At 63.7% G+C, this 15012-nt stretch carries 14 protein-coding genes; 9 read left to right on the top strand and 5 right to left on the bottom strand.

What is annotated here, in order from left to right; genetic code table 11:
- The first annotated feature begins 13 nt into the window (after window positions 1–13).
- The 9 genes from uvrC (at window position 14) to CXY80_RS13495 (ending at window position 8690) form a co-directional block, all read left to right on the top strand.
- The gene (gene uvrC / locus CXY80_RS13535; RefSeq protein ID WP_104132813.1) at window positions 14–1918 is read left to right on the top strand and encodes an excinuclease ABC subunit UvrC; all 1905 of its coding nucleotides are present in this window, start codon (window positions 14–16) and stop codon (window positions 1916–1918) included.
- Between the two features lie 61 nt (window positions 1919–1979).
- Entirely contained in the window at window positions 1980–2855 is an 876-nt protein-coding gene (rapZ, locus tag CXY80_RS13530) for an RNase adapter RapZ (RefSeq protein WP_092448545.1), read from the top strand.
- An 84-nt stretch (window positions 2856–2939) separates the two neighbouring features.
- Entirely contained in the window at window positions 2940–3920 is a 981-nt protein-coding gene (whiA, locus tag CXY80_RS13525; RefSeq protein ID WP_092448546.1) for a DNA-binding protein WhiA, read from the top strand.
- A gap of 100 nt (window positions 3921–4020) precedes the next feature.
- The gene (locus tag CXY80_RS13520; protein ID WP_092448547.1) at window positions 4021–4647 is read left to right on the top strand and encodes a superoxide dismutase; all 627 of its coding nucleotides are present in this window, start codon (window positions 4021–4023) and stop codon (window positions 4645–4647) included.
- Between the two features lie 123 nt (window positions 4648–4770).
- A complete protein-coding gene (gap, locus tag CXY80_RS13515) occupies window positions 4771–5778 on the top strand; it encodes a type I glyceraldehyde-3-phosphate dehydrogenase (RefSeq protein WP_092448548.1) in 1008 nt (335 codons plus the stop codon).
- Between the two features lie 9 nt (window positions 5779–5787).
- Window positions 5788–7002, top strand: coding sequence for a phosphoglycerate kinase (pgk, locus tag CXY80_RS13510; RefSeq protein WP_104132812.1), 1215 nt, complete (start codon window positions 5788–5790; stop codon window positions 7000–7002).
- Window positions 6993–7793, top strand: coding sequence for a triose-phosphate isomerase (gene tpiA / locus CXY80_RS13505; RefSeq protein ID WP_170851537.1), 801 nt, complete (start codon window positions 6993–6995; stop codon window positions 7791–7793). The genes pgk and tpiA overlap by 10 nt, the downstream gene beginning before the upstream one ends.
- Before the next feature lie 133 nt (window positions 7794–7926).
- A complete protein-coding gene (gene secG / locus CXY80_RS13500; RefSeq protein WP_092107845.1) occupies window positions 7927–8178 on the top strand; it encodes a preprotein translocase subunit SecG in 252 nt (83 codons plus the stop codon).
- Window positions 8179–8321: 143 nt separating this feature from the next.
- Window positions 8322–8690 (top strand): RNA polymerase-binding protein RbpA, encoded by a 369-nt coding sequence (locus CXY80_RS13495; protein WP_092107849.1) that lies wholly within the window; start codon window positions 8322–8324, stop codon window positions 8688–8690.
- Window positions 8691–8794: 104 nt separating this feature from the next.
- On the opposite strand, the gene pgl is transcribed toward CXY80_RS13495, so the two are convergent.
- The 5 genes from pgl to tal all read right to left on the bottom strand — a co-directional run bounded on the left by pgl (window position 8795) and on the right by tal (window position 14916).
- Window positions 8795–9580: a 6-phosphogluconolactonase gene (gene pgl / locus CXY80_RS13490; RefSeq protein WP_092448722.1), complete on the bottom strand. Its 786-nt coding sequence runs from the start codon at window positions 9578–9580 to the stop codon at window positions 8795–8797.
- A 2-nt stretch (window positions 9581–9582) separates the two neighbouring features.
- Window positions 9583–10539 carry a glucose-6-phosphate dehydrogenase assembly protein OpcA gene (locus tag CXY80_RS13485; protein WP_104132811.1) on the bottom strand — a complete coding sequence of 319 codons (957 nt, stop codon included), beginning with the start codon at window positions 10537–10539 and terminating at the stop codon, window positions 9583–9585.
- Window positions 10536–12077: a glucose-6-phosphate dehydrogenase gene (gene zwf, locus CXY80_RS13480; protein ID WP_092448551.1), complete on the bottom strand. Its 1542-nt coding sequence runs from the start codon at window positions 12075–12077 to the stop codon at window positions 10536–10538. Before zwf ends, CXY80_RS13485 begins: the two co-directional genes overlap by 4 nt.
- Window positions 12078–12187: 110 nt before the next feature.
- The gene (locus CXY80_RS13475; protein ID WP_092448552.1) at window positions 12188–13789 is read right to left on the bottom strand and encodes a glucose-6-phosphate isomerase; all 1602 of its coding nucleotides are present in this window, start codon (window positions 13787–13789) and stop codon (window positions 12188–12190) included.
- Window positions 13789–14916: a transaldolase gene (gene tal, locus CXY80_RS13470; protein ID WP_092448553.1), complete on the bottom strand. Its 1128-nt coding sequence runs from the start codon at window positions 14914–14916 to the stop codon at window positions 13789–13791. Before tal ends, CXY80_RS13475 begins: the two co-directional genes overlap by 1 nt.
- Between the last annotated feature and the right edge of the window lie 96 nt (window positions 14917–15012).

The following is a 15012-nucleotide window of genomic DNA, read 5'->3' as shown; positions in this document are numbered from 1 at the left end:
CGGCCGCGAGGCCATGTCTGATGCCCTGAGCTATCGCCCGAAAACGGGCGAGATTCCCACGACCCCCGGGGTCTACCGGTTTCGCGATGCGACCGGGCGCATCCTCTATGTCGGCAAGGCCAAGAACCTGCGGGCCCGGCTGAGCAACTACTTCGCGCCGCTGTACAGCCTGCACGAACGTACCCGCCGCATGGTCACCACCGCGACCGGGGTCGAGTGGACGGTCGTCGGCACCGAGGTTGAAGCCCTGCAGCTTGAGTGGATGTGGATCAACGAGTTCGATCCGCCGTTCAACGTGCAGTTCAAGGACGACAAGTCCTACCCCTACCTCGCCGTCACCCTGGGCGATGAGGCGCCGCGCGCGCTCGTCACCCGCACCGAGAATATCAAGGGCGCCCGCTACTTCGGGCCGTACCCCAAGGTGTGGGCCGTGCACGAAACCATCGAGCTCATGCTCAAGGCCTTCCCCATCCGCACCTGCAACAACGCCAACTACAAACGGGCCATGCAGAGCGGCAAGCCGTGTTTCGCCGGCCAGATCGGGCGCTGCTTCGGCCCCTGCTCCGGCCTGGTCTCGATGGAGGATCACCGCAAGATCGTCAATGAGTTCGTTAGCTTCATGAGGAGTCACGACAAGAAACTCATCAACGAGCTCACCCAGGAGATGAAAGACGCAGCAGCGGCGCAGCAGTACGAAATCGCCGGCAAACGGCGCGACCAGGTGCGGGCGCTCAACGCCGTACTCGAGAAGAGCGCCGTCGTGCTGCGGGACAACGTCGACATCGACCTGTTCGCCATCGAGCAGGACGAGCTGGCCGCCGCCGTGCAGCTGTTCATCGTGCGGGGCGGTCGCATCCGCGGTGTGCGCGGTTGGATGGTCGACAAGGAGCTCGACGTGACCAGGAGCGAGCTCATCGACTCCATGATGCAGACGGCCTACAACAACGAGTCGAAGCCGCCGCGCGAAATCGTACTGCCCGAACTGCCCGACGACGCGGAAGCCCTCGAGACCTGGCTGGCCGATCTGGCCGGGCGCAAGGTACGGCTGGTGGCTGCGCAGCGCGGCGAGAAGGCCGCCCTCCTCGTCACGGCCACCAACAACGCCAAACAGGCCCTCATGCTCTACAAAACCCGGCGTAGCTCCGATTTCGTCGCACGGTCGAAGGCGCTCGAAGACATTCAGGAAGCCCTGGAGATGCCGGCCGCGCCGCTGCGGATGGAATGCTACGACGTGTCCCACCTCAGCGGCACCAACATCGTCGCATCGATGGTTGTCTTCGAAGACGGGTTACCCCGCAAAGACGAATACCGCCGCTTCAACATTCCAGTGTCCACCGACGACACCGACTCGATTTACCAGATTCTCACGCGCCGGCTGGCCTACCTGAAACCCGAATCCGGGGCAGCGGATGCCGCAGATCCCGCTCCGATCGCAGTCGCCGGTCAGAGCGACATCGCCCAGGTCGAGCAGAAGCGAGCCAAATTCAAGTACCAGCCCAACCTGCTCATCGTCGACGGCGGCCAGCCGCAGGTCGCCGCAGCCAAACGGGCACTCGCTGAATCGGGCGTGACCGGAATTCAACTGTGTGGCATCGCCAAGCGGCTCGAAGAAATCTGGCTGCCCGACTCCGACTACCCGGTGATTCTGCCGCGCAACAGCGACGCGCTGTTCCTGATTCAGCGCATCCGCGACGAAGCTCACCGGTTTGCCATCACTCATCAGCGCATCCGACGTAAGAAGGACGTAGCCTCGATCTTGGGGGAGATCGCCGGGCTTGGCCCCGCCCGGGTCAAGGTGCTGCTGCAGCATTTCGGTTCGGTGGCCCGGCTCAAGGTCGCATCCGTGCAGGAAATAGCAGATGTTCGCGGCATCGGCCCGGTGCTGGCCGAGGCGATCCATGCCCATTTGCGCGCGTGAACCGCCCACCGCTGGGTAGGCTGGATAGTCCCACAACTTTTCATTAAGGCGCTTTGAACGTATGACTACGGATCCCGACAAGCAGGAAGTGCTGATCGTCACGGGAATGTCCGGGGCGGGTCGTTCGACCGTCGGCAATGCGCTGGAGGATCTCGACTGGTACGTCGTCGATAATCTGCCCCCGCAAATGCTGCGGCCCCTGGTCGATCTGGTCGAACGTGCCGGTACCAACCTGCCCAAGATCGCCGCCGTGGTCGACATTCGCGGCCGCGATCTGTTCGGTGACTTTCTCGAAACCGTGCAGCAATTGCGAAGTAACACGCAGGTTCAGGTGATCTTCCTCGAAGCGCGGGATGACGCGCTCGTGCGCCGCTTCGAATCGGTACGTCGGCCGCACCCTCTGCAGGGTGATGGCACCCTGCTCGATGGCATCGCGGCGGAGCGGTCTCGCTTGCTGACCGTGCGGGAGTCGAGCGACCTGGTCATCGACACCTCAGACCTCAATGTGCACCAGCTGGCGACGGCCATCACTGAGCGATTCGCCGCAGCCGGATCGGCCGGCGTGCAGCTCACCATTATGAGCTTTGGCTTCAAGTACGGCCTGCCGACGGATGTCGATCTGGTGGCCGATGCCCGCTTCCTGCCGAACCCGTTTTGGATCCCAGAGCTGCGGGCGCACACCGGTGTCGATCCGGAAGTGAGAGACTTTGTACTTGCCCAAAATGGTGCCCTCGAATTTATCGACCACTATGCGGCCGCCCTGGCACCGGTTTTGGCCGGGTACCAGCGGGAAAACAAACGCCATGCCACGATCGGTATCGGCTGCACCGGGGGCAAACATCGCTCCGTCGCCATGGCCCGGGAACTGGCGTCTCGACTCGAAAAACTTCCCGGAGTCGTGGTTAATATCAAGCACCGCGACCTCGGACGCGAATAAGCGAGACCGGGCGCAGCATCCGCTGCTCCACCGCACTCTCATCCCTCAGACCTAACGCAACTGATCAACAGAATGGAAAAGCGATTGGCACTCACCGCCGACGTTAAAGATGAACTTTCGCGCGTGGAGGTCTCCAAGACCACCGTGCGCGCGGCCGAACTGGCCACTATTCTTCGGTTCTCCGGAGGTTTGCACATGATCAGCAGCCGCATCGCGATCGAATCGGAACTGGACACCGCCATCCTGGCTCGCCGGGTGCGGAAGGACCTGGCCGAGCTCTACGGAGTGCGCAGCGCCCTGCAGGTCATTGCCGCCGCCGGCCTGCGCCAGTCCAGCCACTACCTCGTGCAGGTCATCGAGGGTGGGGAGACACTGGCACGACAGACTGGCCTGTTGGATGCCCGTCGGCGCCCGATTCGAGGTCTGCCCAACCGTCTCACCACCGGCTCGAAGGAAGAAATCGCCGCCGTCTGGCGCGGAGCCTTCCTCGCCCACGGCACTCTGACGGATCCGGGCCGTTCGGCGGCCCTCGAGGTCATCTGCCCCGGCAACGAAGCCGCCATGGCATTGGTCGGCGCTGCCGGACGCCTCGGCGTCGCGGCCAAGGCGCGCGAAGTTCGCGGGGTACACCGGGTCGTCATCCGTGACGGCGATGCCATTGGGGCGATGCTCGTGCACATGGGCGCCACCAACACCGTGCTCAACTGGGAGACGCTGCGGCAGCGTCGCGAAGTGCGTGCCACCGCCAACCGGCTGGTCAACTTTGATGACGCGAACCTGCGCCGTTCGGCCGAAGCCGCGGTCGCCGCCTGTGCCCGCGTTCAGCGCGCCATGGACATCCTGGGCGAAGATATCCCCAAACACCTGCGCTATGCCGGCGATCTCCGCCTCAATTTTCGTGACTCCAGCCTTGATGAACTGGGCCACCACGCCGATCCGCCGATGACCAAGGACGCCGTCGCCGGCCGGATCCGCCGGCTGCTCGCCATGGCAGACAAGAAAGCGGTCGAGCTTGGCATCGAGGGAACCGACGTTCCCTACCCGGTTCACCCGGAAGACGCCTGACGTGATCAATTCTGTGCCTGGGAACCGCGCAGGTACACTTGAATGTGCTTACAAGGTCGCCGCATCCGATGTGGCGCCACCACTGAAAAGGAGATAAGTAATGGCTGAATATATCCTGCCCACCCTTGACTATGACTACTCGGCTCTCGAGCCCAGCATCAGCGGTGCCATCATGGAACTCCACCATGGCAAGCACCACCAGGCGTATGTTACCGGCGCGAACACCGCGCTCGCCCAGCTCGCCGAGGCCCGCGACAGCGGCAGCCTCGCCAACGTGAACAAGCTGCAGAAGGACCTCGCCTTCAACCTCGGCGGCCACGTCAACCACTCCATCTTCTGGACCAATCTCTCCCCGAACGGTGGAGACAAGCCTGTCGGCGAACTCGCCGCCGCGATCGATGACAACTTCGGTTCCTTCGATAAGTTCCAGGCGCACTTCACCGCCGCTGCCCTGGGCGTGCAGGGTTCCGGCTGGGCAGTTCTAGCTTGGGACTCCATTGGCCAGCGCCTGATCATCCAGCAGTTCTTCGACCAGCAGTCCAACTTCGCTGCTGGTACCGTTCCGGTTCTCATGCTCGATGTCTGGGAGCACGCCTACTACCTCGACTACCGCAACGTGCGCGCTGACTACGTCAAGGCGTTCTGGAACATCGCCAACTGGGCGAACGTTCAGGAGCGTTTCACCGTCGCACGCGAGAAGACCAACGGCCTGCTGCTACTCTCATAGCCTGCCGGTGCCCCACCCCAGCATTTCGGTGCGCGGGCGGGGCACCGCTGTTTTCCTCCCGTACCCAGTAGTGCATCACTTTTCATCGCGCCAGTCGGCGCCCTTTTCTAACAGGAGTTATTTGTGTCCGTAAAGATCGGCATCAACGGATTCGGCCGTATTGGCCGTAACTACTTCCGCGCAGCCCTCGCGAAGGGCAGCGACATCGAAATCGTCGCCGTCAACGACCTCAGCGACCCCGCGTCGCTCGCCCACCTGCTCAAGTACGACTCCGTCGCCGGTCGTTTGAACGCCTCGGTCGAGGTCGACGGTGACAATATCATTGTCAACGGCAAGCCCATCAAGGTGCTCGCCGAGCGCGACCCGGCCAACCTCCCCTGGGCAGCCCTGGGCGTCGAGATCGTCATCGAGTCCACCGGTCGCTTCACCAAGGCCGTCGACGCGCAGAAGCACATCGAGGCCGGCGCAAAGAAGGTCATCGTCTCTGCCCCGGCAACCGGTGCTGACGTTGCCACGCTTGTGCTCGGTGTGAACGAAGACACCTACGACGCGGCGATTCACAACATTATCTCGAACGCATCCTGCACCACGAACTGCCTCGCGCCGCTCGTCAAGGTGTTCCTGGACAACTTCGGCATCGAGCGTGGCCTCATGACCACGATCCACGCCTACACCGCAGACCAGAACCTGCAGGACGGCCCGCACAGCGACCTTCGGCGTGCCCGTGCCGCCGCGCTGAACATCATCCCGACCTCTACCGGTGCAGCTAAGGCACTCGGCCTGGTCATCCCGGAGAGCGTCGGCAAGCTCGACGGTTACGCGCTGCGCGTTCCGGTTCCGACCGGCTCGATCACCGACCTCACCCTGACGGCCTCGCGCCCGGTCACGGTCGAAGAAGTGAACGCCGCCTACAAGGCTGCAGCCGAGGGCCCCCTCAAGGGCATCCTCAGCTACACCGAGGACCCTATCGTCTCCAGCGACATCGTCGGCGACCCGCACTCCTCGATCTTCGACGCCGGCCTCACCAAGGTGATCGGCGACCAGGTCAAGGTTGCTTCTTGGTACGACAACGAGTGGGGTTACTCCAACCGCCTCGTTGACCTCACCGAGTTCGTCGCCGAGCGACTCTAACGGCCCCCGGTGACGTTACGCACGATTGACTCGCTTGGTTCCCTCGCCGGCAAGCGGGTTATTGTCCGCTTCGACCTGAATGTTCCGTTGAAAAACGGGCAGATCACCGATGATGGACGAGTGCGGGCGTCACTGCCCACCCTCAACGCCCTCGTCGCTCAGGGCGCCCGCGTAGTGATTGTTTCTCACCTCGGGCGTCCCGACGGGGCTGTTGATCCCCAGTACAGCCTGAAGCCGGTCGCTGCTCGCCTGAGCGAACTGGTGGCCCTTCCGGTGGCCTTCGCCACCGACACCGTCGGCGCCTCGGCCACCGAGGCCGTGGCAGCGCTGCAGAACGGTGAAATCGTCGTCCTGGAAAACCTGCGCTTCAACGCCGGAGAAACCAGCAAAACGGATGCCGATCGCCTCGCGTTCGCCCAGCAGCTCGCGCTGCTCGGCGACGCGCTCGTTTCGGATGGCTTCGGCGTTGTCCACCGCAAGCAGGCCAGCGTGTACGATCTCGCCTCGCTCCTTCCGAGCGCTGCCGGACTGCTCATCGCTGCCGAACTCGACGTGCTTGATCGCCTCACCGAAAAGCCAGAGGCGCCGTACACGGTCATCCTCGGCGGGTCCAAGGTGAGCGACAAGCTCGGCGTCATCGGTCACCTGTTGCCGCGCGTGAATTCGCTGCTGATTGGCGGCGGAATGCTGTTCACGTTCCTGGCCGCGCAGGGGCACCAGGTCGGCGCGAGCCTGCTCGAAAGCGATCAGATCGACACGGTTCGCGGTTACCTGGCCGAGGCGGATCGCCTTGGCGTCAAAATCGTGCTTCCGACCGATGTCGTTGTCGCCTCGAAATTCGGTGCAGATGCCGAACACGTCATCACACCGGCCGACGGTATCGAGAACACCCCGTTCGGCGCAGCCGGACTCGGCCTCGACATCGGACCAGACACCGCTCTGGCGTTTGCCGAAATAATTCGGGCATCGAACACGGTGTTCTGGAATGGCCCGATGGGCGTTTTTGAACTCGCACCGTTCGCGGAGGGCACCCGTACCGTGGCCGCCGCACTCACCGAGGTTACCGGCCTCAGCGTGGTCGGCGGTGGCGATTCCGCCGCGGCCGTGCGTATTCTCGGTTTCAACGACGACCAATTTGGTCATATTTCTACCGGCGGCGGTGCCAGCCTCGAGTTCCTCGAAGGTAAGCGCCTGCCAGGACTGGAGGTCCTCGGATGGCAGTGAACATTAACCCTCGGCGTACACCGCTGATCGCGGGCAACTGGAAGATGAACCTGGACCACCTCCAGGCCATCGCCTTTGTGCAGAAGCTCGCCTGGAATCTCAAGGACGCCAATCATGATTTCGCCGCCGTGGAGGTGGCAGTCTTTCCGCCGTTCACCGACCTGCGCAGCGTGCAGACCCTGGTTTCGGCCGACAAGCTGCCGCTCGCCTTTGGTGCGCAGGATGTCTCGGCGCAGGAATCCGGAGCCTACACCGGCGAGATCTCCGGGGCGTTCCTGGCTCAGCTGGAGTGCCAGTACGTCATCATCGGGCACTCCGAACGCCGTACCCTGCACAATGAGTCCGATGAGCAGGTCGCCGCGAAGGTGACCGCAGCCTTGAAGCACAATCTCGTGCCGCTGATCTGCGTGGGCGAAAGTGCTGAAGACCTCGCCGTTCACGGTCCAAGCGCCGTTCCCGTCGCTCAGCTGCGTGCCGCCCTCGCCGGCGTCACCAACGCCGCCGATATCGTCGTCGCGTACGAACCGGTTTGGGCCATTGGGTCCGGACAGGCGGCAACGCCTGAACAGGCCGAACAGGTCGCCGCAGCCCTACGCGGCGTTCTCACCGAACTGCTTGGGCAGGACGTCGCCGACAAGACGCGCATCCTCTATGGCGGTTCGGTCAAAAGCGGCAACATCGCCGCGTTCATGCGCGAACCCAATGTTGACGGTGCCCTGGTCGGCGGTGCGAGCCTGGATATTCCAGAGTTCTCCAGCATCATCCGCTATCAAAAGCACGTCGGTCTCTAAACCGACGCGCACCCTCCCAGTCGTGAGCGAGGGGGTTGCCCGTGTGGCAACCGCCTCGCTTGTGGGCTGAAGGGTATAATTACGATGGTCTGGGCGCCAGAGTTGCGTCCACCGTGTTTGTGAAAGGTTTCGTGTGGAGATTCTCCAGGTCGTCATGCAGGTGCTCGTCGGTATTACGAGCCTCCTGCTCACCATGCTCATTTTGTTGCACAAGGGGCGGGGTGGTGGGCTCTCCGACATGTTCGGCGGCGGTGTGACTTCCAACCTGGGAGCGTCGGGGGTGGCCGAGCGAAACCTCAACCGGATCACGATCATTCTGGGCCTGCTCTGGATCTCCTGCATCGTCGTTCTCGGATTGATCACGAAGTTTGACACAGGAGCTTAACTTTTCGACCAGTGCGGAGTTACCCTGAGGTTTCCGGTGCACTTTGTCGTGCACAGGCTTTCAAGGCACATTGTCTACAGCAGTAGCACCAATCACAGCTCGAACCTGCAGCGCACGACTGCACGAGTCAACGGAGGAACAAGATGGCATCAGGCGGAAGCGCAATTCGTGGCTCTCGTGTAGGCGCGGGGCCCATGGGCGAGCAGGACCGCGGTTTTCACGCGGACCGCATCAAGGTCTCATACTGGGATGCTTTGGGCAATGAGACGGTACGGTACTTTGCTGCGAGCCTGCCCGATGAAGAGATCCCGGTGACCATTGATTGCCCGTCGTCGGGGCTTCCCGCTGGCCGGGACAAGGAGAATCCTCCGTCGGTCGTGAAACTCGAGCCCTACAAGACCCACTTGGCCTATGTCAAGGAGCGTCGTACCGAAGAAGAGGCCGAGTCGCTCCTTGAAGAAGCACTCAACCAGTTGCGCGTTCGTCGGGGCAAGCTGTCGCCTACGAACTGATCTGCACCACCCAAAGGGCCGGCTCTCGAGAAATCGAGAGCCGGCCCTTTGTTGTTTTTCACGCCTGATTAGGGAATCCGATTCAGCGGATGCCCTCGGAAAGCCTAGTAGGCAGCCGCGATCAGGCTTTCCGGCACTTGGGCTGCTGCGTCGTTGTCCACGAAGAACACGGTGTGGTAGCGGCCCTTGATCCCGGCAGCGGGTACCTCGTCGCGGCTGGCTCCAGCGAGAGCCAGTCCGAGCGCCGATGCCTTGTCAGATCCGGCCAGCACCAGCCAGACGCGATCCGACGAGTTGATCACGGGCCGAGTCAGGGACAGACGGTCGGCCGGGGGTTTGGGGGAGTCACGCACAGCGATGACGCTGGCTTCACGCTCGCGGATACCCGATCGGTGAGGGAAGAGCGACGCGATATGGCCATCGGGTCCGACTCCGAGAAACGTGACGTCAAAACGAGGGTACTGGGATCCCTCGGGGGCTCGAGCCAACAACTCCGCCGCATAGTGGGCGGACGCAGCGTCGAGGGCATCCGTCCCCGCTTCGACGTCGTCGTCGGACGCTCCGAAAGCGTGAATATTTTCCGCAGGGACCGAGATGTGGTCCAAAAGTGCTTCGCGCGCCTGCAACTCGTTACGTTCCGGATCGGCGCGGGGAAGCCAACGATCATCGCCCCACCAAAAATTCACCCGGGACCAGTCGATGGTGTCGCGGGCGGCCGACTCGTTGATGGCGGCCAGAACGGCGATGCCCACGGAACCGCCGGTGAGCACGACGTTGGCCTCGTCCTGTTCGTGTAGGACGTCAACCATGTTGGTCAGAAAGCGTGCAGCGACCGACCCGGCCAGCGCTTGCTTGTTCTGGTGCAGCAGCACGCGTCGTTCATTGGTCACGGTCACGCTCCGGTTCTTTGTGCCACCACGTCATCGAGTTGCGGCAGGCCGCGCGTGATCACCTCACCATACAGCTCATCGGGATCGAGTCGGCGCAGTTCATCGGCCAGGCAATCGCGCAGGCTGCGGCGCTTGAGCGTCAGGTCCTGCATCGGCTGGCCCGGCTGGGTGAGGGTGGCAATATCGGGAATCTCGCGTTCGAGGGAAATGGTCCCGGACGCGCGCGTCAGATGTACACCGTGCACACCATTGGCCAGGGGGCCCGTCGTCAGGACGCAGTCCACGGGCACCTGCAGCTGCATCTGCAACCAGGCAGCGAGCAGCGTGGTCGAGGGCGAGGCTGCGGCACCGGTCACCTGGATGCCGATGATCGGCTCATAGGGTGGCTGGTCCAGAACGGCCGCCAACTGGGCCCGCCAGAGCGTCAGTCGGGTCCAGGCGAAGTCGGTGTCGCCGGGACGATAACTGCCGCACAGCTGGTGCAGTGCCGCTTGCGGGTCCGGCTGGGCAGAGGAATCCGTGATCCGGCGATAGGCGATGCGGCCGAGTGGCGAGTCGCCGGGAACGGCTGGCGCGGTGCCCGGCCACCAGGCGACGACGGGAGCATCCGACAAGAGCAGGCCGGTGACCAGGCTTTCCGGATCGTTCGCGGCATCACCGTAGACGCGCAGAACGATGACCTCGCTCGCGCCGGCATCCCCGCCGACGCGAATTTCCGCATCGACGCGAGCAGTCGCATCCGTTTCATCGTTGTCCTGGGTCGACACGACGATGACTCGCATGGGGTGTTCCCGCGAGGCATCGTTGGCGGCTTCAATGGCTTCCTCTTCGTGTCCGAGGGTGGAGGCGATGATCAGCGTCAGTACTCGCCCGAGGGCGACCGCGCCACCCTCCTCGCGGATGCGCACGAGCGCCTTGGAGATCTTCGCGGTGGTCGTGTTGGGCAGATCGACGATCATGGTCGCCTCCAGGTGCGGCCGTCGCGGGCCAATAGGTCGTCAGCGGATGTGGGGCCCCAGGTGCCGGGGCGGTATTGTTCCGGCTGGCCCTGGGTGGCCCAGTATTCTTCCACCGGGTCCAGAATCTTCCAGGACAGCTCGACCTCTTCATGGCGGGGGAACAACGGCGGGTCGCCCAGGAGGACGTCAAGGATGAGTCGCTCGTAGGCCTCAGGGCTGGCCTCGGTGAAGGCATGCCCGTAGCCGAAGTCCATGGTCACGTCGCGAACCTGCATGACCACTCCCGGAACCTTCGAGCCGAACCGAATGGTGACCCCTTCGTCCGGCTGCACGCGAATCACGAGGGCATTGTGTCCGAGTTCGGCCGTCTGGCCGGGCGCGAACAGGTATTGGGGGGCCCGCTTGAAGACCACGGCAATTTCGGTCACGCGACGCCCGAGGCGCTTGCCGGCGCGCAGATAGAACGGAACGCCAGCCCAACGTCGGGTGTCGATCGTCAAACGCATGGCAGCATAGGTTTCGGTGACCGAGTCCGGGTTCATCCCGTCTTCTTCGAGAAAACCGACGACCTTTTCGCCGCCCTGCCAGCCGCCGGCGTACTGCCCGCGGGCGGTGCCGAGGCCGAGGTCGGCGGGGAGCCGCACCGAGGCGAGCACCTTTTCTTTCTCCGCGCGTAGGTCGGCGGCGTCGAAGGAGATCGGCTCTTCCATGGCGGTGAGCGCGAGCAGCTGCAGTAGGTGGTTCTGAATCACGTCGCGAGCCGCGCCGATACCGTCGTAGTATCCGGCACGACCTCCGACACCGATGTCTTCGGCCATGGTGATCTGCACGTGCTCGACGTGGTTGGCGTTCCACAGCGGTTCGAACATCTCGTTGGCGAATCGCAGCGCCAGAATATTCTGCACCGTCTCTTTGCCGAGGTAGTGGTCGATGCGAAAGACGGAGTCGGGTGGAAAGACCGACTCGACGACATCGTTGAGCTCACGGGCCGTTGTCAGGTCGCTCCCGAACGGTTTCTCGATGACGACACGTCGCCACTGGCCGTTCTTCTGCTCGGCCAGGCCGGAACGGCGCAACTGCTCGGTGACGAGGGGGAACGCCTTTGGCGGAATGGCGAGGTAGAACGCATGGTTGCCCATCGTTCCGCGTTCTCGGTCCAGCTCGTCAATGGTTTGCGTCAATCGAGCGAACGCCTCGTCATCGTCAAAGGTGCCCGAAACGAAACGGATGCCTTCGGCTAGCTGCGCCCAGACATCTTCGTGAAAGTCGGTGCGAGCGTGTTCCTTGACGGCGTCATGCACAACCTGCATGAAGTCCTCGTTGTCCCAGTCGCGGCGGGCGAAGCCCACCAGGGCAAAGCCGGGCGGCAGCAGCCCCCGGTTGGCGAGGTCATAGACCGCGGGCATGAGTTTCTTGCGCGCGAGGTCACCGGTGACGCCGAAGATCACGAGGCTGGACGGCCCGGCGATTCGATTCAGACGATAGTCGGACGGCGACCTGAGCGGATTAAACTCCGGGGTAATTTCCACCGGGGACATGCAGCTCCTTTGACGGGACAGTGCAGAAAATTGAGGACACGAAAAAAAATCGGGTGATGCGCAAGCGGGTGGGGTTCCTCGCGGCCGCTGGCCGAGAGGACCCCGATTGGTTAGCTTAAGGCGTCAAAAAGCGTGCTGATGTTCTGCTTCGGCTGGGTCAGCGTCAGTGTCAGCACGGGCCGGCCGTGCTCAGCGAGCACGCTCGCGTCGCCGCTGGCCTGTGCCTGAATGAGCTCACCAAAGGTGAACGGACGCTCAGGAATGTCGAGGTCCTCCGCCGGTGTGGTCAGAATCTGCAGGAAGACGGCCGTTGCCGTTCCACCCTTGTGGAACTGACCGGTGGAGTGCAGAAAACGCGGTCCCCAGCCGAAGGTCACCGGGCGCTTGGAGAGAGCGGCGAGCTTATTGCGAACCTCGGCCAGCTCGGGCAGTGCGAGCCGGTCGACGTAGGCTTGCACGGCCACATAGCCGTCGGGGCCGAGCTCCTCGAGTAGTGCATCAACGGCCGAAGCGAGGTCGCTCGCGGCACCGATGACGTGTGGCGTGCCGCGCACTTCGATACCGTCAGCGATGAACGCGGCGGGTTCCGGTGCGGGGCGGGCGTCCAGCAGACCGCGGGTCGCGATCTTCGCGGATTCAACGTCTGGCTGGTCGAACGGGTTGATACCGAGCAGGCGCCCGGCGACAACGGTCGCGTATTCCCAAACCAGAAACTGTGCACCAAGGGTTCCGCTGACGCGGATCTCGTCGCCGGTTTCGCTGAACAACTCGGTGCCGGCGTCAGCGACGACCCGCACGAGTTGCACATCGGGAAGCGCTTCGGTCAGTTCCGGAGCATCGAGTTCGAGCACGACCGGCAGGATGCCGGTGCCGAGCTTGCCGGTCGATTCGGCGATGAGCTGTTCGACCCAGTCGGCGAAGCCCACAATGTGGGTGCCGTCCGAGACGATGGCGAGCTTGTCGCGGCGCGGGCTGGTCGCGGCGATCGCCGCTCCGAGCACGAGCCCCGGGTTCTCTGGGGAGTCAACGGCCAAAGCCAAGGAGATGGACTCTGCTTCGTCGAGAAGAGCACCGATGTCAACGCCCGCCAGGCCCGAGGGTACGAGGCCGAACGCGGTCAGTGCGGAGTAGCGACCGCCCACGTTGGGATCGGCGTTGAAGACGCGATAACCGTCCGCGAGAGCGGATGCCTCGAGTGGCGATCCTGGATCGGTCACCACGACAATACGTTCGGCTGGATCGATTCCAATGGCACGAAACGCACGCTCAAACACGCGGCGCTGGCTGTCGGTTTCGACGGTCGAGCCGCTCTTCGATGACACCACGAGAGCGGTGCCCACGAGGTTGTCGTTCAGGGCAGCGAGCACCTGGCCGGGGTCGGTCGCGTCGAGAACGGTGAGGTTCACGCCAGCCGTGCGAGTGATGACCTCGGGGGCGAGCGACGATCCGCCCATGCCGGCGAGGGCGATCTGGGTGACGCCGCGCGCCTGCAGGGTGGCACGCAACTCCAGAATCTCGGCCACGAGCGGCCTGGACACCACGACGGATTCGGTCCAGCCGAGGCGCAGTGCGGCCTCGGCTTCCGCCTCCGGCCCCCACAGCGCCGGGTTGAGGCCGGTGACGCCGGAGGCGACGAGATCCGTCACCAGCGTCGGTACGGTGGCGCGTACAGCATCGGCAGCTAAGCCGCTCACCGAGATGCGAAAGCTCATTAGACTGCCGCGGTTGTCGACGCTGCGGTGAGGGCCGTCTGCACGGTGTCGAGCAGTTCGTTCCAGGACACCTCGAACTTCGAGAGGCCTTCTTCTTCGAGCAGCCGGGTGACGTCATCGTACGAGACGCCCTGCGCTCCCAGTGCGTCGAGCACAGCGTTGGCAGCGGCGTAGGAGCCGGTGACCGAGTCGGCCGGGATGACGCCATGGTCGGCCGCAGCCTTCATGGTCTTCTCGGGCATGGTGTTGACGACCTCGGGGGCGACCAGTTCGGTTACGTACAGGGTGTCGGGCAGGCTGGCATCCTTGACGCCGGTCGAGGCCCAGAGCGGGCGCTGCTTGGTGGCGCCGGCCTTGATCAGGCCGAGGGCACGCTCACTGCTGAAGGCCTGCTCGTAGACCTGGTAAGCAAGCTGCGCGTTGGCGACGCCGGCCTTGCTCTTCAGAGCCAGAGCCTCGGGGGTTCCGATGGCTTCGAGGCGGGTGTTGATCTCGGAGTCGACGCGCGACACGAAGAACGACGCAACCGAGTGAATGGTTGAGAGGTCGATGCCGGCAGCCTTGGCCTGCTCGAGCCCAGCCAGGTAGGCGTTGATGACCTGGCGGTGACGCTCGAGGCTGAAGATCAGGGTGACGTTGACGCTGATACCCAGGGCGATGGTCGCTGTGATGGCTTCGAGCCCTTCGACCGTCGCGGGAATCTTGATCATCGCGTTGGGGCGGTTGACCTTCTTCCAGAGCTGCTGGGCTTCGGCGACCGTGCCGGCTGCGTCGCGGGCGAGGCTCGGCTCGACCTCGATCGAGACGCGGCCGTCCTGGCCCTGGGTCGCGTCGTAGACCGGGCGGAAGATGTCGCAGGCGGCGGCAACGTCGTCCGTGGTGATGGCGAAGACGGCTTCGGTGACGTTCGTGCCGGCGGCGGCCAGGGTTGCTACCTGGTCGGTGTAGGCCTCGCCCTTGGCGAGGGCTCCGGCGAAGATGGTCGGGTTGGTGGTGACGCCAACGACGTTGCTGTTCTTGATCAGGTCCTGCAGACCGCCGGAGTTGATGCGCTCACGGGACAGGTCGTCGAGCCAGATGCTGACGCCGGCTGCGGACAGCTGGGCGAGGGGGGTAGTCGTGGTCATAGTGAAAATCTCCTAATAATGCTGCCGTCAGGCAGCTGGCTATAGCGGTTTAATGGAGAGTCATGGAGACGCGCGGTGTTGACCTGCGGCGACGAT

Source organism: Cryobacterium sp. M91, assembly GCF_002929615.1.
Classification (GTDB): Bacteria; Actinomycetota; Actinomycetes; order Actinomycetales; family Microbacteriaceae; genus Cryobacterium; species Cryobacterium levicorallinum.
Note: the sequence above shows the minus strand (reverse complement) of the source record. Positions and strands in the feature narration are given on the sequence as shown.